This is a genomic window from Herminiimonas sp. CN (assembly GCF_000622895.1).
GTDB lineage: Bacteria > Pseudomonadota > Gammaproteobacteria > Burkholderiales > Burkholderiaceae_D > AVCC01.
The window spans coordinates 1-18,122 of record NZ_AVCC01000068.1 but is presented as its reverse complement, the minus strand read 5'-3'; the positions used below and the strand labels follow the sequence as shown (position 1 = coordinate 18,122).

The window sequence follows — 18,122 nt, the reverse complement described above, 5'->3', positions numbered from 1 at the left end:
GCTGAGGGGACACGCACGCGTGAATGGTTCGAAAATCAATTCCGGCAACGCGACCTGCCGCCCCCGATTCCCACCATCTCTCTGGATTCGGTCGCCGGCTGGGCCGGACTGGGGCCCGCCATCCTCGATCTTCTGGCGTTGCTGCCGGCATCGAGCCTGAATTACTTGCCGGTGGCCGCCATTGGCGCCATCGTCGGGATGCCTGATGATTGGCGCTCGGAACGGGTGGTCGGCGTGGTATATCGCGGCGGCGGCTATTTGAGTGCCGCCGCCAAGCGGTTAATAGAGAGCCTGGAAGCAGAGGCGCGATCCTTTGCACCTCAAGCTTCCAACCAGCTTTTGGTTCAGACGCCCCACGCAACCTGGGAGGGAATCTGATGATCACCTGCTCAAGCGCCGTAGGCGCCAAGAATCGACACTGCAGACACGTTCTGGCTAGGCCAGCCACCGAGGTTGTGCGTGAGACCGAGCACCGGATTGGCGAGCTGCCGTTCTCCCGCGCGCCCGCTCAGCTGCAGGTTCATCTCATAGATCATGCGCAAGCCTGATGCGCCGATCGGATGGCCGAAGCATTTCAGGCCGCCATCGATCTGACACGGAATGCGTCCGGAAGCGTCGAAAAATCCATCCAGCACATCGCCAATGGCCTTGCCGTCTTCGGAAATACCCAAGTCTTCCATGGTCACCAGTTCGGTCACCGAGAAGCAGTCATGCACATCGATCAGCGACAGGCGTTCGCGCGGATTGTCGATGCCCGCCTCGTGATAGGCGCGCTTAGCCGCGGCACGTGTGGTCGCCATGTATGAACCGTCCCATTTCCCGAAAGAGGCTTCCTCGCCGTTGGACACCGCGAGTTGAACGGACTTGACGGCGACCAGGTCTTTCTTGCCCAGCCCGCGTGCAATATCGGGGGTCGTTACGATCGCGCAAGCCGCGCCATCGGAGACGCCGCAGCAGTCGTACAAGCCCAATGGCGCCGCAATCATGGGCGCATTCAGGACGTCTTCCTCGGTGATGCGGTTCCTAAGGTGCGCCTTCGGATTTTTCGCCGCATTGGCGTGGCTCTTCACCGAAATGTGCGCCATCGCGCGCTTGAGCTCCTTGGGATCGATACCATACTTCGCGCAATACGCCGACGCGAGCTGCGCGAAGTTGCCCGGAGCCGTCATGCTCGCCCAGTACAGGTTGTTGAGCGTGCCGCGGCTGAACTGCGGCAGGCCGGCGTAGCCGGTGTCCTTCAGCTTCTCCACGCCGAACGCCAGTGCAATATCCACGGCGCCGGAGGCGACCGCATATACCGCCCCGCGAAAAGCCTCCGTACCGGTTGCGCAAGCGTTCTCCACCCGTGTCACCGGAATATAGGGAAGCCGCAGCGTAACTGCAAGCGCCGTGCCGCCTTTTCCGACGTTCACTTCATCAGCTGCGGTGCCGAACCACGCTGCTTCGATTTGCTTTCGCTCGACTCCGGCATCTTTCACGCATTCTTCGAATGCTTCCACCATCAAGTCTTCGGCATTGCAGTCCCAGCGCTCGCCAAACTTCGAGCAGCCCATACCAAGGATCACCACCTTATCGCGAATTCCAGTTGCCATATCTCGTTTCTCCTCAACTTAGGCCGGTGTGGCCTTCCAGAAATACCGTACGAAACCGCGCGTACGATCATAGTCCTTGACGCGGAACATCAATTGCATAGGCAAACCTACCTCCATCTTGCCTTCATCCACATCAGCAAAATCCATGACAAGGCGTCCACCACCTTCGAACTGCACCATCCCATAATAGTGAGGCGGATTGCGGCTGTAGGTAAGCGAATCGGCGGTATAGGTCATGACGGTTGCCGGCGTATCGGCAAACGACAGATCATCCTGGGAATCAAGCGCATTGCACTCCGGATTGACGCAATAGCGGCCACGGGGATACTGCCGCGTGCCGCAATGACGGCAGCAACCACCAACCAGGCCGGTTACCATCTCGCGATTGCGATACTGGGTGGTGAGCGTCGTCAGCTTGTCCATCTCGGCGCGCATGCCGTGCTCCATCTCAACGGTATCGTTGAAGCTGAGGAATTTCTGGTAATTCGACTCTTCCTTTCTGCGCGCAAGCGCAGCTGCCACGCACTTGCGGGAAGTAAGTTCGGCAATCGCTTCAGTCACTTCGAACAGCAGCACTTCGCATCCCTGGCCAAAGGCGGCAACCAGAATTCGATCGCCCGGCTTGGCATCTTCAAGGGCCTGCGCCAGCATGAGCAGGGAATGGGCCGTGCCGGTATCGCCACAGACTGCGGCAAGATTGTCGCGCAACGCCTCTTCCCTGATGCCAGACTGCTTGGCTACTGCGGCTCCAACGCGAGAAATCGAACACGGCATGCAAAAGTGCGTGACGGAATCGGGCGCGATGTCAGTCGACTTGAATAAGGCCTTAATGGCGCGCGGCACAATCTTTTGATAGCCCTCTTCGCGGATCCAGCGCTCTTCCCACCCATAATCGTAAGCCACGCCGCGCCCGCGAAAGTGGTCCACGAAATCTACCGTTTCGCTATGCATCCCGATTAAGCGCGCGACCGGTTTGCCGTGACCGACCAGTATGGCAGCCGCGCCGTCGCCGTAGTGCATTTCCTGCGTACTTGCGGCCTTGGTCAGGCGCTTTTCCGATGCGACCACCAGATAATCATTCTCGCTGCTGGAACCAAACGCCGTGGCCAGCGCCGAAGCACCTGCACGCTGGCCGCCGGACACGTCGAGCACAGAAAGTGAGGAACCGAGGTTCAGCGCTGTTGCGACGACGCCGGCATTTTGCCGATCATCAAACGGAAAGGTGGTGGAAGCAAACGCAAGTTGACCCACCGTCGACCGCTCTCGCCCTTGCAGGCAAGTCCGTGCCGCCTCGACTGCCATGGTGATCACGTCTTCATCCCAATTCGCCATCGCTCGCTCGCCGCGAGCAAGCCCACGCAACCCTGGCGCAAACCAGCTATTGGCTAGCGCAATACTTTTTCTTTGCAGTCGAAGGCGCGGAATATACGCGCCACAGGACAGAATACCAAAATCTCCGCTCATCGAACAACTCCCATGAATGAGTGCACACCGACATTCCAGGCCAATACGCCGGACACCAGATAACTTGTTTCCTGTATCACCGATATCAGGAAAGGAACAGCCAAGTCAGAGTACTATCCAGACTGTTGAGCAGCAATCAAGAATTCACGCCGATATATTCCCTTCCGGCATAGCGATGAGAGGGAGGCCGCGAACAAGGGGCAATGGTTGGAGGAAATAACGAGGACACCGCTCGAAGATGTTATGTCGCATCAACTGTCGATTGGAATATTTGTAGTCATCGCGATCTAATCTGACAGCCCCCGATTTGACGTATTACGGTTGTCAGATTAAATTCAGTTGGTCCTGAGCACGATAATGGCGATGGCCAGATGATTCAGCACCAGAAAGCTGCGTTCCAGTTTCTCGTAGCGCACCAGTAATTTGCGGAAACGATTGAACCAGCTGTGTGCGACCTCAACCACCCATCGCCCGGCCCTCTTGCTGGGGTCGTGTTTCAGTTCGGCGGCTCCTTGACCTCGCCCCTTTACGTGAGGAATATATCCGTGCTGCTCGATGACGCATAACGCCGGTGCTCCGGTATAGCCTGCATCTGCACACAGATGCTTGCTGCGACGCATTTGCGGTTGCGGTTTTGACCATGGTTGCGGCCAATACGGCTTCCAGTTGCGAGATGTCATGCCGATTGGCACCCGTGACGATGAACGACCAGGGGACGCCACGCCCGTCCACCAGCAGATGACGCTTGCTGCCATTTCCCCCCGATCGGTTGAATTAGGGCCAACCGCCTCTTCCGCCAGTGGCGCTTTCATCATCGCGCCATCAATGCTTTGCCATCGCCAGGAAATTCCTTCGAGATCGCCATATTCGACAAGACCTGCCTGCCATAATTCCTCGAAAATCCCGCCTTCTCCCACTCCAGAAAGCGTGCGTGGATGGCACTGGCACTACCAAAACGTTCGGCAGGCAATTCCTCGGGAAGAGCGAGGGACATGAGTCTGATGGAATAACGACTTGATCGTTTCGGATCAACAATAGTTTCATTATGCGTCAAAATAGACAGCTAACGATCAGGATTGACCATACAGATCAACATAAAAATTCCCGTTTTTCTATCTGGAGACTAACCATGTTTCAACATGTCGAGGCCTATGCTGGCGATCCCATTCTTTCTCTGAACGAAGCGTTTGGCAAGGATCCCCGCACCGACAAGATCAATCTGTCCATCGGCATCTATTTTGACGATGCAGGCAAGATCCCGATGCTACCATCGGTCCGCGCGGCCGAATTGCAAGTGGTTGCCGAGGCTGGTGCCCGCCCTTATCTGCCAATGGAAGGCGCGGCCAATTTCCGTACTGCGGTTCAGCATCTGCTGTTCGGCGCAGAACACCCAGCAGTGAAGGCTGGCCGCGTCGTAACCATACAAACCGTTGGCTCCAGCGGCGGCCTGAAAGTGGGCGGAGACTTCATCAAGCGCTATTTCCCGACCAGCACCATGCTGATCAGCGATCCGACTTGGGATAATCACCGCGCGGTGTTTGAAGGCTGCGGGCTGCCCACTCAAATCTACCCTTATTATGATCCGGCAACAGGCAGCCTGCGCTTCGACGCCATGCTCGCAGCTTTGAAACAAGCCGAGAAGAAAAGCATCGTTTTACTGCATGCCTGCTGCCACAACCCGACCGGCGTCGATCTCACTCGTGCACAGTGGGAACAGCTAGTGCCGGTCTTGCAAGAGCGCGAACTGATTCCGTTCCTTGACTTGGCGTATCAGGGCTATGGCGACGGCATTACAGAGGATGCGTTTGCTGTCCGCTTGCTGGGCGATGTCGGCCTGAGCTTTTTCGTGGCAAATTCATTCTCCAAGAGCATGAGCCTGTATGGCGAGCGTTGCGGTGCCCTGAGCGTTGTGTGCCCGGATGCGGCACAGGCGGTGAACGTGCTGGGCCAGATGAAAGCCAATATCCGTCGCAATTATTCCAATCCGCCGCTGCATGGCGGCCAGATCGTGGCACGCGTGCTGACGGATCCGGAATTGCGCCCGATGTGGGAAGCTGAAGTCGCAGCGATGCGCGAGCGTATCCAGACCATGCGCCACAAATTACATGATGTGCTGAGCGCAAAACTGCCGGGCAAGGACTTCAGCTATTTCCTGACCCAGCGCGGCATGTTCAGCTATACCGGCCTGACCGCGGATCAATGCGATCGGTTGAAAGAACAATTCGGCGTGTATCTGGTCCGATCCGGTCGCATGTGCGTCGCTGGTTTGAATACCAGTAACGTGGAAGCAACGGCTAGCGCGGTTGCCGCTGTGCTGGCGTAATGCATTGAGGTAGTCCTCCAGTTGGTGCTGCGCCTTTCGGTGAGCACCGATTTTTATAGTTCTATCCGGCGGGGCTATGGTGGGTTCCGTCGCATTAACCGGTGCCAAGTAAATTCCGGACGAGCGATTTTCCTAGCCCTTGAAACTGGGCTGACTTATGCAGCCAGCGCGTAGAATTACTCCGCAAAGGACATCAGATTTTCTTCTGTAACGATCATCTGACCTTTGCGGATCATGTGCATGAGTTCGATATCAGAGTATTTCTGACCGAACGAAAGGATTTAAAGTTGAGCATCAGCCTGATCACGCGCTTGACCCATCACTCTAATTGCGCCACCAACTGTGGCACTAGTTCAAACAAATCACCGACGATGCCGTAGTCCGCCACCGAGAAGATCGGCGCTTCTGGATCCTTGTTGATGGCAACGATCACTTTCGAATCCTTCATCCCTGCCAAATGCTGGATTGCGCCCGAAATGCCGACGGCGATGTACAGCGACGGCGCCACGATCTTGCCAGTCTGCCCGACCTGCCAATTGTTGGGCGCATATCCCGCGTCAACCGCTGCGCGCGAGGCGCCCATCGCTGCACCCAGCTTGTCGGCCAGCGGCGCCAGTACATTGAAACTCTCGCTCGAACCCATACCGCGTCCGCCGGACACGACCACCTTCGCTGCGGTCAACTCCGGACGATCAGACTTGGCCAGTTCGCGCGAGATGAACACCGATTTTCCGGAATCAGCCACGGCCGCGATGGTCTCGACCGCGGCATTGCCCCCCACCGCAGCGGCATCGAAGCCAGTGGCACGCACGGTGATGACCTTGATCGGATCTGTCGATTGCACGGTAGCGACAGCGTTACCCGCATAGATTGGACGCTCGAACGTGTCGTAGGCGTCGACCCGGGTGATTTCCGAGATTTGCCCCACATCCAAACGGGCAGCCACACGCGGTGCAATATTCTTACCGTATGCGGTGGCAGGCGCCAGGATGTGCGAATAGTTGCCAGCCAACGCGATCACCTGCTCGGCGACATTTTCAGCTAGACCATCGGCAAAGTGCGGGGCATCCACGACAATGACTTTGCTCACGCCCGCAACCCGGCAAACCGCTTCCACGGCGGGGCCGCAGTTCCACCCGGCGATGAGGACGTGGACCTCGCCGCCGCATTGCGTGGCTGCGGTAATGGTATTAAGTGTGCCGCCCTTGACAGAAGCGTTGTCGTGTTCGGCTAAGACAAGTGTAGTCATGATTTTCTTGATTAAGTGAATCGGTTGTTCGCAGACAGCTTAAGCGGCAATCTTGCTCGGACGCCGGTCTGAATTGCCGCACCTCCCCCAGCCAAGCTCGCGGCGAACCTGCTCGTATGACGGCAGTGGCTTTGGCGTCTGCCGGCGGCTCTTAAACCATTTGCGGACTTGTTCCTTGGTAGGACGACTGATCGTTTCTATGATGGTCCTCTCGATGAGTAGGGTGCTCGCTGGGCCCCTACCGATCAAATCTGCCTGTTAGTTATCGACACTGATGTTCGCGTCTGTTGCGACTTTCTTCCAGATCACCAGATCATTCTGTACGATGTCGTGGAACTGCTCTTGACTCTTATGCGGCGGCGCCTCAAAGTTGAGGTCAGCCATCAATTTCCTCATCTCCGGCGACACCTGGATTTTGTTCACCTCATCTGACAGACGCTTGGTGATCGCAGGATTCGTTCCCGCCGGCGCAAAGATGCCGAACCACCCCACTGCGTCGAAGTTGTAACCCGCTTCTTTCATGGTCGGGATGTTGGGAAGTTGCGGGGCACGCACATTACCGCTAATTAAGATGCCCTTGATCTTTCCTGTGCGCAGGAACGGCACCGGTGCACTGGGATCAGACCAGCCTATCTTAAGCATGCCGGCAGACAATTCCGTCAGCATTTGTGTTGTCGCCCGGTACGGAACGTGGTTGATTTTCATGCCGGTTTTCCCCTTGAGCCACTCCATCATCAGGTGCCCGGACGAACCCGTCGCCCAGGTGCCGTAACTGTACTTACCCGGATCTGCCTTCACCAACTGGATGAGTTCTTGCAAGTTATTCGCCGGCACCTGGCTATTCACGAGCAGCAATACGCCACCTACGGCAGTCTGGGCGACCGGAGTCAGATCGCGCATCACATCGTACGGTATCGCTTTCCCTACGGCGGGCCAGATAACTGCAGCCGAGGCAGCCGAATACAGCAGGGTGTAGCCATCGTTCTTGGCCTTGGCAACGGCATTAATCGCGATGACTCCGCTCGCACCTGGCCGGTTGTCGACGATGACGGGTTGTTTGAGCGCCGCCGATAAGCGCTGGGCCATCGCTCGCCCCAATGCGTCCGGCCCCGACCCCGGCGATGACGGGGTTATCATCGTGATCTGGCGCGTGGGCCAGGCTTCCGCGGACTGAGCCGAGCTTGGTGCATACAAGCCCAGGAGCAACGCAGATCCAAGAGCGAACACCGTCAACATACGTGCATATGATGCCATTTTTGCCTCGCATTAGTTATAGTTATATTACCCATCCCTGCCACCTGTCTACACGACGGCGGCAGGATTCCTTCGTAGTTCAAATCGGATCCCAACTGAAGACGTCCGGCGTCCGCTCCAATGGATAGAGGTTTGGCTTCAACGCAGGAAGTGCGATCTCGGCAATCGTCTCAGGCGTCCACCCGTCCGAATGATGAACCGAGCGCAGCGGGCGGCTTTGCGACATCAAGAATAGCTCATTGGATCGCACGCAGAAAATCTGGCCAGACACGTCGGCTGCCGCATCACTTGCGAGATAGACTGCAAGCGGCGCGATTTTCGCCGTTTCCATCGTCTTGAATTTCTCTACCCGAGCCTTCTGTTCAGGCGTCTCGGCAGGTAGTGTCACGCCCATCCGGCTCCAAGCGAACGGTGCAATGCAGTTCGAGGTGACGCCAAACTTCGCCATGTCAATCGCAATGGAGCGCGACAGCGCGGTCACGCCAAGCTTGGCTGCTGAGTAGTTGGCCTGGCCGACTTGCCCGATCAGGCCGGAGGTCGATGTCATATGAACATAGCGGCCGAAACCCTGGTTCTTGAAATGCGGCGCAGCCGCCCGCGCCACGTAGAACGAACCGTTGAGGTGCACGTCGATAACGGCCTTCCACTCCTCGATCGACATGTTGAAGAACATTCGGTCGCGCAGAATGCCGGCATTGTTGATCACCGCATCGATTCGGCCAAACGAATCCATCGCGCACTGCACGATACGATTGGCCGAGTCCCAGTCAGCCACGCTGTCCGTGTTGGCCACCGCCGAACCGCCATTTGCCTTGATCTCGTCGACCACTTTTTGCGCCGGGCCAGCATCGTTTCCTTCTCCTCCAACCGAGGATCCGATGTCGTTTACCACGACGCGCGCACCGTTAGCCGCCATTGCCAGCGCGAAGTCGCGTCCGATACCGCCACCTGCACCTGTAATTACCACCACTTTATCTTCAAGCATTTTTTTCATTTTCACGTCTCCAATTTCTGTTGCTACTCGTTAGCTTTCAAGTTCCTGTACGCACCACGAGCTCTTCGTCGCGGTCCAGGGGGCCATCTCTATTCCAGTGCAGCAAAGCGCGCCAAGTGATACTCAACGTCACCGAATTGCGCCGCCAATACGGTCAATCGGCGGAAGGTGTGCGAGATCTTAAGCTCCTCGGTCAAACCCATGCCGCCGTGCATCTGAACCGAATCTTGACTAATGAGACGCGCGCTGTCAGCAATCTTGATCTTCGCCGCGGAAACCGCACGCGACTTGGCTTTCGCATCGTCCTGTGAATCCAATTTCGAACATGCCAGCGCTACCATCGACCAAGAGAGCTCGCTGGTGATATACATATCGACCATGCGGTGCTGGAGCGCCTGGAACGAGCCGATCGTCACGCCGAACTGCTTGCGTGTCTTGAGGTACTCAAGCGTCGTTTCGCAGGCATACCTCATCGCTCCGACCGCTTCGGCGCAGACAAGCGCGGTGCCGAAGTCGATCACTTCCTCGATCGCAGTCTGCACATCGGGACCGTCGCTCAGCAACTCTGCCTTCGTATTCGAAAGCAGAATATCGGCGGCGCGCATGCCATCGACGGTAGTATGCTGTTTCAACTCGGCGTCTTTCGTATCAATCAGGAATAGTCCCAGCCCCGAAGGAGTGCGCGCGGAAACGACCAATGTTTCGGCCATCGGCGCACCAACCACCGCGCACTTTTCGCCCGAAATCGTCCATGTCGCGCCGGAAGGCGTCGCCTCGGTCTTGACATGCGCAAGATTGAAGCGCGCGCCCCGCTCGCTGTGAGCAAATGCAAGGCAAAGATTGCCTTCGACGACACGCGGCAGAATGACATTTTTTTGCGTCTCGCGGCCTGCTCGCATCACCAATCGGCCGGCAAGTATGGTCGGCAGAAACGGCTCGACGACCAGTGCCGCCCCGAAGATTTCCATAATAGGCATCAGCTCAGCCGCGCCGCAGTCAAAGCCGCCGTACTCGGACGGGAACGCCAGACCGACAACGCCCATCTCCGCGAGCGCGGTCCACGCGGGGCGATTCCAGCCTTCCGGTGATGCGATAATTTTGCGCCGCCGCTCGAAGTCGTAATCCTTCTCAACGAACCGTCGCACGGAATCCGTGAGCAGTCGCTGCTCTTCATTGAAGTCGAAATTCATAGGTCCCTCATAGTCCTAAAGTCATTTTCGCGATGATATTGCGCTGGACCTCGCTCGATCCGCCATATATCGAGAATTTGCGCATGTTGAAGTAGCGCCGCGCCAGGATGTTGTACTTCGTCAGATCGGCCGGATCCGCCGCGCACATCATCAGTTCGGTGAGCATCTGGTGAATCTCCGAGGCCTTCAGTTTGAGCATCGACACATCGGCGCCAGGCGGCTGCCCGGTGCGGCGCATCTCGTCGAGATAACGCAGGTTGGTGGTCTCGAGCGTCATCAAGTCCACTTCGACACGGGTAAGTTTGGCGCGAAAATGCGGGTCCTCGATGATCGGCTTGCCGTCGTTGCCGCATTGGGATGCGGCGAGTTCCTTGAGCTTGACAAGTTCGCGGTTCACGACGCCTGTGCGTCCGGCGCTCATTCTTTCGTGCCCGAGAAGGTATTTCGCCACGGTCCAGCCCTTGCCCTCCTCGTGGACCAGGTTCTCGACGGGCACCCTCACATCATCGAAGAAAACTTCGTTCACGTGGTGCGTCCCGTCCATCAACATCAATGGTCGCACCGTAACCCCGGGCGTCTTCATGTCGATCAAAAGAAACGAAATGCCCTCTTGCTTCTTTGCGGCATTCGGATCAGTGCGAACCAAGCAGAAAATCCAGTCCGCAAAATGGGCCAATGTCGTCCATATCTTCTGGCCATTTACGACATATTGATCACCGACTCTTTCGGCCCGCGTCTTCACCGATGCCAGATCGGAACCCGAGCCCGGCTCGGAATATCCCTGGCACCAGAAATCGTCGCCATTGTAAATTCGCGGCAAGAACCGCTTTTTCTGTGCCTCGGTGCCGAATCGCTGCAGGACCGGCGCACACATGTGCAGACCGAACAGTATCAGCGGCGGAGCGCTTGCATAACCGCATTCCTCTTCGAAGATATGGCGCTGTATAGGGGTCCAGCCCGGACCTCCCCATTCCTTCTCCCAGTTAGGCGCTACCCATCCTTTTTTCGCTAAAATGCGATGCCATCGCATCAGGTCATCGCGCGTCAACTCTGCGTAGGTTTCCACCTTCTCACGCAGATCCTGAGGCAGATTCGCGGCCAGCCAGCCGCGGATCTCGTCCCGAAACAATAGTTCTTCTTCGGAGTAATTGAGGTCCATTGAATTGATCCTTTTGGTATGAGTCCGGCCGTTTAATGTCGACCTTCACCTTTGCCAAGTTCAGTCGCCGCCCTCATTCGGATCGCTCCGGATTTAATCGACTACGATTGCTCTTGACTCCGTGTGATTAACGATACCCCAGGTGCTTTTTGCCAGCCATGCAATCGCCGCAGGAATATATACTGAACAGGCATACCACGGGAATCCGAAATCGTTCCAGTTCCACTCCACGTCTGGCATGAGTCACCGATTGGCGGTACAGCGGTTGGTGATCGACGAACTTTGCGACGGCGATGTTGGCCAGCAAACCAGGGGCGGTGAAACTGCGCTGGATCGGCCGGCTCGGTGCGGGAGTCCGGGCAATGCAGTCACAACAGGCACAGGCCTTCTTGCGCCGCACATGGCGAATCACCTTGAAGGCGGCCTCGATCATTTCCAGTTGTTCGGAAACGTCTTCGCCTAACGGCTTGAGATAGCCGCCGCATTGCGGACAGGCTTATTCCTGCGGCTCGTTCGGCCGCGCCGTCCTCGGCGATCAGGTCTTCCAGGCGCGTTTCCAGTTGTTCGATCTTGCGGTCGACCTTTGCACCGAACAGGGCAACATGCAGATAGGCTAATCGAAAGCTTGATGAGACGCTTATGGAAGAACTGCGAGCGGCTGCTCAATACCAGCTTGCAGTTCGTTCACCTGGCATTCTTGGCGCTGCTGATCAGGAGATCGTAAACACGTTCTTAAATGGCATTCTCCCTGTCGGGACCCGCCAGTACCGGACTGCTAGCCAACACCCGCACTTTCTCAGCGTTCTCCGCACAGGTCTGGCGAAACGGAACGCTGATACGGTCGTCGCCGCCGGCCCGGCTCCAGAACGCGATAGCTGCCTGCGCTGCCTGTTGCCATACCACCTGCTCGGCTGGCATCGGCAACCTAGGCGCAAATTGCCGTTCCGGCAGCTCCACCCCACGCACCGGTGCGTAGTGCATTGGCAGCATGTCGTACACCGGCGCTAGCACCAACCCTGGCCTGAACGCCAGATTCCCGTCATGCATGTCGGTATTGGCGATGAGCTGGCCAAAATGCCAGATCCTCTGGATATCTTGCTCTGTAGCATCCTGAATATGGCCACCCTGGCGCAAGGCAGCAGCACCGACGCTCCAGGGTTTTCCTGCCAGCCCGAACAGAGCAGCGTTCAAGGCCGCCCAGGAGCAGACCGCCGAGCGGCCAAAGGCGCCGTGGCGGTCGAATCGCTGAACCTCAAGAAACGTCCGGCCACCGGCTTGGTAGATGCGGCTGAGGGCTGCGTCGATTTTCAAATGCTCGGACACTGTGGACAATGCCAGGTGTTCGCAGACCAGTAAATCAGCCCACCGCTGGGTTCCCGGCGACGTATCGGCACCCGAAAATTTCACGATGACGTGAGCTTGCTCGCCGCTGATAAGCCGCCGCGCGGTAAATTTCGGAAACTCACCTCCGGCTGAGGAACTGGCGACACCAAGGTTTAACGCGTTCTGAGCTTGGGTCAGGTAGGTTGCTTCTGTTTCGTCATCCGTCAGAAAATGGATATCCTCCTGTACCTCAGCCAGAAACCGGCGATAAGCGGGCTCGCCCACGATGTAGTTGCCTGGCTGGTCTGCGCCAAGCACTGACAAAGCGTAAAGCACGTCGTCCTCCGACCAGTCCACTGGGTTCTCTGGCACCTGCAGCAAGCTGGCATTCTGGCGCGCGAAATGGCGCCCAAGAAAGCCTTGCGGGCGCATGTCGTCCAGCGGGTATGGAATGCCCTCGAACCAGCCATCGCGCATTCCGCCCACCAGTGGCCATTCGAACGGCTCCTGGAACAGGACTGCACAGTCTTCCGGGTAGATGGGATATATCGCAGCCACTTCGGTGGCACGCCCGGTTGCGTCAATGCGAAATAATGGAATAGATGCGTTGTTGCCTCTGACGGAACGGCGCGCCGCATACGCCGTTCGGCGTGCCTTGCCGCGTGCAATCACTTCAGGTCCGAGAGCCTGAATTGCCCGCATCAGGGTGGCGCGGCTGATGTGGAGACGGTCGACCAAGTCTCCCGCGGGCATTTTGTGCCAGGTGCGGAGTGCTTGCAGGACGCTTGAAGAGGCAGTCATTATTTTATTTGTGAAACGATTAATTTATTAAAACTAATATAATAATAGCGTTAATAGTGCCTCCATGATGAAACGATTTATAAAACGATTATTGAAAATTAAAATTACCAGACATGTAGCATCGTTGCAATATCCGCAACACCGCTCTGCCCCATAGCTGCACTACCAGAAACACCGCGCTGCGGGAGCCGCGGAGCGGCATAGCATAGCCACAACGCCAAAAACGTGTGCGCTCCTTGTCAGCCAGAAATACTGCGCTACACCGCCATACCGCCTGACGCCAGAACGCGCTCATTGGCTAGCAACCGTGCCATGGCGAGTTCCCTCTGTGGTCAGCTTGCGAGAGGACTTGCACCTCCGAGATTGCGCCCATGCTGGGCGCACGAAAAAAAGAGGCGTTACGGATCAACCGTAATGCCTCTTTTTTTATTAGCGGCGACAATGCACTTTTCTGCTCCGACGTAACGCAGTCGCATGCACTTCAGCAGGGCATTGTTGTATGGACAGTAGTCTGGATTTAAGAATTTACCCGTAAATATTATTAACAGCCAGCGGCACCTTCCTAAATGCGATGATGGCGGCGGCCAAATGGTTCAGCGCCAGGAAGCTGCGTTCCAACTTCTCGTAGCACACCAGCAATTTGCGGAAACGATTGAACCAGCTGTGTGCGACCTCAACCACCCATCGCCTGGCCCTCTTCCTAGGGTCGCGTTTCAGTTCTGCGGCCTCTTGCCCACGCCTCTTTACGTGAGGATGTATCCGTGCTGAGCAATATTCTCAACAACAATATTGCTAGCATCAGCCATCCTCTTTTGAAAGGTGATGGTCTTTGGTCACCCCAGTGTTCATCGACGGCGCTTCGCATAGGCAAGGTGACAAGTTTTGTTCTAAAAACCGCCATATCGGATCCATTTTGTTTCCTTGGGAAAATAAAATTACCGCCTTAAGCAAAATACAACCCCACCTGCACCACATCCCAGCCATGCAATAGCGGGGGGCCCCGGCTTTTCATCGAACCAATCGCTATTCGCAACGCAGTCATTCAGAGATTTCAGAATCTCTAATTTTTATTCGCAAATGCATCAATTCAATTTCACTGCATAACCATCTGAGGTATTTTTTATGAAATCAACTATTTTTGGTCCTTTTTTGCGCATCCTTATGCCTGCCTGTTTTTGCCGTTGAAGGATGATGGGCAGAGGGGTTCGGGCAAGGAAATCTGGAGTACTTCATTAACCAGCTTCGGCAGCATCCCCTCGGAGCGCAACGATACAGTTTCCTTAAGAAATGCTTCGATGGCAATTTCTATAAATTCATCATTCCGGGTGTTTGAGTAACCTTGGATGTCTACTTTCTTAAGGAAGCCTTTATCGATGGCTTCCTTGAGGCCATAGGCGTAGACGACCTCGGACAGCACCTCACGTCCAGCATAGGTGTGCCGGTGAAGTTGTAACAAGCAACCACACGGGTGCAATCTTTTCGAGAACGGCAGCAATAGACGTCCGACTCCGTGAGTGGAAGTCAAAGCAGTGACCGGCAGCCTGCGTGATCGGTCTGTTGGCCTATCCCACACCCAGTTCAAATACGCACGCCACCAAGGTTCGACGTTTTGGTTGTATGTGGTTGAGCAGGCATCGAATCCTGATGGGATTCGCGTCCTACACATCCAAGATCCCGCAACTCACGCCCGCACGTTCACGTTTGATCACGGCTGTGCAGCTAGTTATCGCCAAGGTCAAGCCGATCTTGATCTGACTTACATGGCTTATATATCGTCAAATTGTAACTTCGCTCCCACTAGACCATAATGTGGTCCGTACTTTCGGCACATGTATGGGACCAAAATTATGGTAACCCCAAGCTCGGCTACAAGAATCCGAAACACATCACCGAAATCTTCGTCACCAACATCTAGTCCGGTGGCTATCGGGAAGATTGGGTATAACTGGTTTGGCGGGTCATGATTCTATGCCCATCGGCGCCCGGCACCGCGTAGCGTGCATTCTTGAATTTGCGTCATGACATCACATATTCACCGCACTCACCGATCCGGATGGCTGCGCGCAGGGGTACTCGGCGCGAATGACGGCGTGCTGTCAATTTCCAGCCTGTTGCTCGGCGTTGCGGCGGCGCACATGAGCTCAAGCGAAATCCTGGTGACGGGATTTGCCGGACTCGTCGCCGGGGCACTCTCGATGGGCGCTGGCGAGTATGTGTCGGTTAGCTCACAAGCCGATACGGAACGCGCTGACCTCGACATCGAACGAAGCGCACTGCAGAATGACTATGACGCCGAGCATATAGAACTGCGCGACATCTATATCCGGCGCGGTCTCGATCACGAACTCGCCGCACAGGTCTCTCGGAAGCTCATGGCCCACGATGCCCTCGGAGCTCACGCGCGGGATGACATCGGCATCACCGAAGCGCTGACGGCCCGACCGCTGCAGGCCGCCACGACGTCATCGGTCAGCTTCGTGCTCGGCGGCATCGTTCCGCTTCTGGCTGGCATTCTTGCGCCCGGGGAAATCCTCATTCCTATCATCGCAGCCGTCTCACTCGTATTTCTCGCCGCGCTTGGAGCATTCGCGGCACATGCGGGCGGCGCGCCCATCTTCCGTGGGGCAGCGCGTGTCCTGATGTGGGGTGCACTTACGATGGGTGCCACCGGCGCGGTCGGTGCGCTATTCGGTGCGGTGACATAACGAAAGATATGAATCGAGAGATTCACGTGCCGTTGCATGAGGGTACCAATGTAGAGATGCTGCCGGTAACAAAAGAGCCCGCAGCGTTTCCAGTGCGTGCTCTTTTTGAGGTTCGCTATGCTAGTCGCGCGACCCCGTTACAATCCGCAGCATCGCCAGGAACATATTCAGGATATCCAGGTAGAGGCTGATGGTTGCCATGATGTAGTTCGTCTCGCGACCGGCAATGATATTGCTGGTGTCATACAGGATATAGCCACCAAAAATCAGCACGCTGAGATACGCCAGACCCAAGCTCAGAGCGGGCGTAGGGAAAAACAGGCCTACTAGGCTCACCACCAGCAATCCGATGAGTGCCACCATCAAAAATCCGCCTAGGAACGCAAAGTCTTTCTTGGTCACCTGCACATAGGCAGACAGGCCAAGAAATGCAGCCCCAGTCGCTAGCAGGGACGTTCCTACGATTTCTGAGCCGTGCGGCAAGCTCAGATAGTGATTCATCGTCGGCCCAAGACTAAAGCCCATGAGGCCGGTGAATCCGAAAACCAGTAAAACACCGGTGCCGCTGTTGCTGTAGGCCCGGGTAGCAAACAACAGGCCGATGGCCAGCACCATGATGCCTAGCATGCCCAAACCGCCTACCGGGAAAAGCATACCGAGGTAGGCAGTCACCGCGCTCCAGATTAGGGTCATCGACAGCAGTCGATAGGTGTTTTGCAGCACGGTGGTTCTGGTTACTACCGTACCGGAACCAAAGGTGGTGGTATCAATCATGATGTGTCCTTATTAAGCAAATGGATTTCTGCAGGGGAAGTGCACGTTTTTGTACCCACACTTTACAGCTTTTCAATCAAATAGTTGGACTCGTCGTCAGAACTGTCTATAAAACTGTCAGCGATTCATAACTGCATAAAGGATTGAAAAGCTTTAGGACAGTCTTTCTGTGAAAGCGGGCAACTTTTTTCATGTGCTCTGCACGTATGGTTCTGACAACACTACCTCTTGCACTTGCCATGCATCGACCTATAGTGAATTATCCATTATGAGTTTTAGCATCAAAGCCGATTAGTCGGTATCGACGCGTCTGATGCAGTCGTGTTTCTCTGCTCAAATTTCCTGATTCGCCAATACCATATCCACCCACCATTTTTTGGAGGATCATGCAATGAGTGCGACATTAGAGAAAAAATCTTTGGATAAGCCGGACGAAGTCCGACCATTCAAAGAGGAGAAAGGCAAAGTCGCTGTCTTTACACTCGGCAACCATACAATGGGTCGTGGCGAGTTTGAGCCTGGATGGCGCTGGAGCCTGCATGTGAAACCGATAGCAGGAACGGATTCTTGCCAGGCCACTCACACAGGCATGATCCTGGAAGGTCGGATGGTCGTTAAAATGGATGATGGGTCTGAGATGGAATATGGGCCGGGCGACGTCTTTTATATGCCGCCGGGGCATGATGCTTGGGTAGTCGGAAATCAGCGTTGTGTACTGTTCGATGTAACAGGCGTCGCAAAATACGCTAAACCCCAATAAGATGGCTCTTCAGCACCAGTTGCGAAACGGGTATATGTGTGTGGCTGTCTGTGTACGTTATAACTGCCCATGAGCATGCTCCCATCGTTTCATGGGTACTAGTTAGCTTATTTCACTTATAAAGTGTAGTAGTTCCGACTTGATCGGACAGTAAGGCCTTGTCAAAGGGTGGGGTTACCCGGTTTGATAGAGGTGCGAATCTTTATTAAACCAGCGCGTAAGCGCCAAGGAGTAAACCCATGCGTAGTGTTCCTCAGAATGTCATCAAGCACAAGGTTAGAAGTGGCCCCGCTTGACGGGACAGAAAATCGTTGCCGTTAGGTGGGGCTTTGCGGATATAGGATTACCCGCCGCGCCGCACGCTCTTGCTCTATGCATGGAGCAAGAGCGGCGCCGCGGTGCGGATAACCCGGCCAAACATCTACGCTGCCTCTTCTAGGGCGGGAAGATTGCGATAGTAAAACGCATCCGGCGTCTTGCCGTCAAGCGCGCTATGCGGCCTGCGGGAATTGTAGAAGTCCAGATACCGTCCGA

The 18,122-nt window shown here is 55.9% G+C and carries 14 protein-coding genes and 5 pseudogenes; 6 read left to right on the top strand and 13 right to left on the bottom strand.

Features of this window, described 5'->3' with window-relative positions:
• Positions 1-378: pseudogene (locus tag HMCN_RS19595) on the top strand (hypothetical protein); the annotation flags it as partial.
• 11 nt (positions 379-389) lie between these two features.
• Here the strand turns inward: HMCN_RS19595 and HMCN_RS0113485 are convergent.
• The 3 genes and pseudogenes from HMCN_RS0113485 to HMCN_RS19890 all read right to left on the bottom strand — a co-directional run.
• Entirely contained in the window at positions 390-1,592 is a 1,203-nt protein-coding gene (locus HMCN_RS0113485) for an acetyl-CoA acetyltransferase (RefSeq protein ID WP_025917882.1), read from the bottom strand.
• Positions 1,593-1,610: 18 nt separating this feature from the next.
• Positions 1,611-3,056, bottom strand: a complete 1,446-nt coding sequence (locus HMCN_RS17825; protein ID WP_035627152.1) for a hydroxymethylglutaryl-CoA synthase family protein — start codon at positions 3,054-3,056, stop codon at positions 1,611-1,613.
• 335 nt (positions 3,057-3,391) lie between these two features.
• Positions 3,392-4,026, bottom strand: a pseudogene (locus HMCN_RS19890) (IS5 family transposase); the annotation flags it as partial.
• A gap of 159 nt (positions 4,027-4,185) precedes the next feature.
• Between HMCN_RS19890 and HMCN_RS0113465 the strand changes: the two are divergent.
• Positions 4,186-5,379 carry an amino acid aminotransferase gene (locus HMCN_RS0113465; RefSeq protein WP_025917879.1) on the top strand — a complete coding sequence of 398 codons (1,194 nt, stop codon included), beginning with the start codon at positions 4,186-4,188 and terminating at the stop codon, positions 5,377-5,379.
• A gap of 319 nt (positions 5,380-5,698) precedes the next feature.
• On the opposite strand, the gene HMCN_RS0113460 is transcribed toward HMCN_RS0113465, so the two are convergent.
• The 6 genes and pseudogenes from HMCN_RS0113460 to HMCN_RS0113435 all read right to left on the bottom strand — a co-directional run.
• Positions 5,699-6,628: an electron transfer flavoprotein subunit alpha/FixB family protein gene (locus tag HMCN_RS0113460; RefSeq protein WP_025917878.1), complete on the bottom strand. Its 930-nt coding sequence runs from the start codon at positions 6,626-6,628 to the stop codon at positions 5,699-5,701.
• Between the two features lie 258 nt (positions 6,629-6,886).
• Positions 6,887-7,882, bottom strand: coding sequence for a tripartite tricarboxylate transporter substrate binding protein (locus HMCN_RS0113455; RefSeq protein WP_025917877.1), 996 nt, complete (start codon positions 7,880-7,882; stop codon positions 6,887-6,889).
• Positions 7,883-7,961: 79 nt separating this feature from the next.
• Entirely contained in the window at positions 7,962-8,876 is a 915-nt protein-coding gene (locus HMCN_RS0113450; protein WP_025917876.1) for an SDR family NAD(P)-dependent oxidoreductase, read from the bottom strand.
• Positions 8,877-8,965: 89 nt separating this feature from the next.
• Positions 8,966-10,066 (bottom strand): acyl-CoA dehydrogenase family protein, encoded by a 1,101-nt coding sequence (locus HMCN_RS0113445; protein ID WP_025917875.1) that lies wholly within the window; start codon positions 10,064-10,066, stop codon positions 8,966-8,968.
• Positions 10,067-10,073: 7 nt separating this feature from the next.
• Positions 10,074-11,225, bottom strand: a complete 1,152-nt coding sequence (locus HMCN_RS0113440) for an acyl-CoA dehydrogenase family protein (RefSeq protein WP_025917874.1) — start codon at positions 11,223-11,225, stop codon at positions 10,074-10,076.
• Positions 11,226-11,436: 211 nt separating this feature from the next.
• Positions 11,437-11,809: pseudogene (locus HMCN_RS0113435) on the bottom strand (IS66 family transposase zinc-finger binding domain-containing protein); the annotation flags it as partial.
• Between the two features lie 47 nt (positions 11,810-11,856).
• Here HMCN_RS0113435 and HMCN_RS19415 point away from each other — a divergent pair.
• Positions 11,857-11,949: pseudogene (locus HMCN_RS19415) on the top strand (IS5/IS1182 family transposase); the annotation flags it as partial.
• An 8-nt stretch (positions 11,950-11,957) separates the two neighbouring features.
• Here the strand turns inward: HMCN_RS19415 and yjjJ are convergent.
• From yjjJ to HMCN_RS0113420, 3 genes and pseudogenes are all read right to left on the bottom strand, one after another.
• Positions 11,958-13,349 carry a type II toxin-antitoxin system HipA family toxin YjjJ gene (yjjJ, locus tag HMCN_RS0113430; RefSeq protein ID WP_025917872.1) on the bottom strand — a complete coding sequence of 464 codons (1,392 nt, stop codon included), beginning with the start codon at positions 13,347-13,349 and terminating at the stop codon, positions 11,958-11,960.
• A 525-nt stretch (positions 13,350-13,874) separates the two neighbouring features.
• A pseudogene (locus tag HMCN_RS17810) lies at positions 13,875-14,099 on the bottom strand (transposase); the annotation flags it as partial.
• Positions 14,100-14,508: 409 nt separating this feature from the next.
• Positions 14,509-14,766 carry a hypothetical protein gene (locus tag HMCN_RS0113420; protein ID WP_025917871.1) on the bottom strand — a complete coding sequence of 86 codons (258 nt, stop codon included), beginning with the start codon at positions 14,764-14,766 and terminating at the stop codon, positions 14,509-14,511.
• Between the two features lie 97 nt (positions 14,767-14,863).
• Between HMCN_RS0113420 and HMCN_RS19410 the strand changes: the two genes are divergently transcribed.
• Entirely contained in the window at positions 14,864-15,157 is a 294-nt protein-coding gene (locus tag HMCN_RS19410; RefSeq protein ID WP_155837577.1) for a protein NO VEIN domain-containing protein, read from the top strand.
• 210 nt (positions 15,158-15,367) lie between these two features.
• Entirely contained in the window at positions 15,368-16,054 is a 687-nt protein-coding gene (locus HMCN_RS0113405) for a VIT family protein (protein ID WP_025917870.1), read from the top strand.
• A gap of 120 nt (positions 16,055-16,174) precedes the next feature.
• On the opposite strand, the gene HMCN_RS0113400 is transcribed toward HMCN_RS0113405, so the two are convergent.
• Positions 16,175-16,828 (bottom strand): Bax inhibitor-1 family protein, encoded by a 654-nt coding sequence (locus HMCN_RS0113400; protein WP_025917869.1) that lies wholly within the window; start codon positions 16,826-16,828, stop codon positions 16,175-16,177.
• Between the two features lie 391 nt (positions 16,829-17,219).
• On the opposite strand from HMCN_RS0113400, the gene HMCN_RS0113395 reads away from it, so the two are divergent.
• Positions 17,220-17,588: a cupin domain-containing protein gene (locus HMCN_RS0113395; RefSeq protein WP_025917868.1), complete on the top strand. Its 369-nt coding sequence runs from the start codon at positions 17,220-17,222 to the stop codon at positions 17,586-17,588.
• Positions 17,589-18,122: the final 534 nt, after the last annotated feature.

Bases quoted from the DNA above. Each gene is read 5' to 3' on its own strand.
- HMCN_RS0113400 (WP_025917869.1), bottom strand. From the start codon at position 16,828: ATGATTGATACCACCACCTTTGGTTCCGGTACGGTAGTAACCAGAACC.
- HMCN_RS0113460 (WP_025917878.1), bottom strand. From the start codon at position 6,628: ATGACTACACTTGTCTTAGCCGAACACGACAACGCTTCTGTCAAGGGC.
- HMCN_RS0113405 (WP_025917870.1), top strand. From the start codon at position 15,368: ATGACATCACATATTCACCGCACTCACCGATCCGGATGGCTGCGCGCA.
- yjjJ (WP_025917872.1), bottom strand. From the start codon at position 13,349: ATGACTGCCTCTTCAAGCGTCCTGCAAGCACTCCGCACCTGGCACAAA.
- HMCN_RS0113450 (WP_025917876.1), bottom strand. From the start codon at position 8,876: ATGAAAAAAATGCTTGAAGATAAAGTGGTGGTAATTACAGGTGCAGGT.
- HMCN_RS0113465 (WP_025917879.1), top strand. From the start codon at position 4,186: ATGTTTCAACATGTCGAGGCCTATGCTGGCGATCCCATTCTTTCTCTG.
- HMCN_RS0113445 (WP_025917875.1), bottom strand. From the start codon at position 10,066: ATGAATTTCGACTTCAATGAAGAGCAGCGACTGCTCACGGATTCCGTG.
- HMCN_RS0113455 (WP_025917877.1), bottom strand. From the start codon at position 7,882: ATGGCATCATATGCACGTATGTTGACGGTGTTCGCTCTTGGATCTGCG.
- HMCN_RS17825 (WP_035627152.1), bottom strand. From the start codon at position 3,056: ATGAGCGGAGATTTTGGTATTCTGTCCTGTGGCGCGTATATTCCGCGC.
- HMCN_RS0113395 (WP_025917868.1), top strand. From the start codon at position 17,220: ATGAGTGCGACATTAGAGAAAAAATCTTTGGATAAGCCGGACGAAGTC.
- HMCN_RS0113485 (WP_025917882.1), bottom strand. From the start codon at position 1,592: ATGGCAACTGGAATTCGCGATAAGGTGGTGATCCTTGGTATGGGCTGC.
- HMCN_RS0113440 (WP_025917874.1), bottom strand. From the start codon at position 11,225: ATGGACCTCAATTACTCCGAAGAAGAACTATTGTTTCGGGACGAGATC.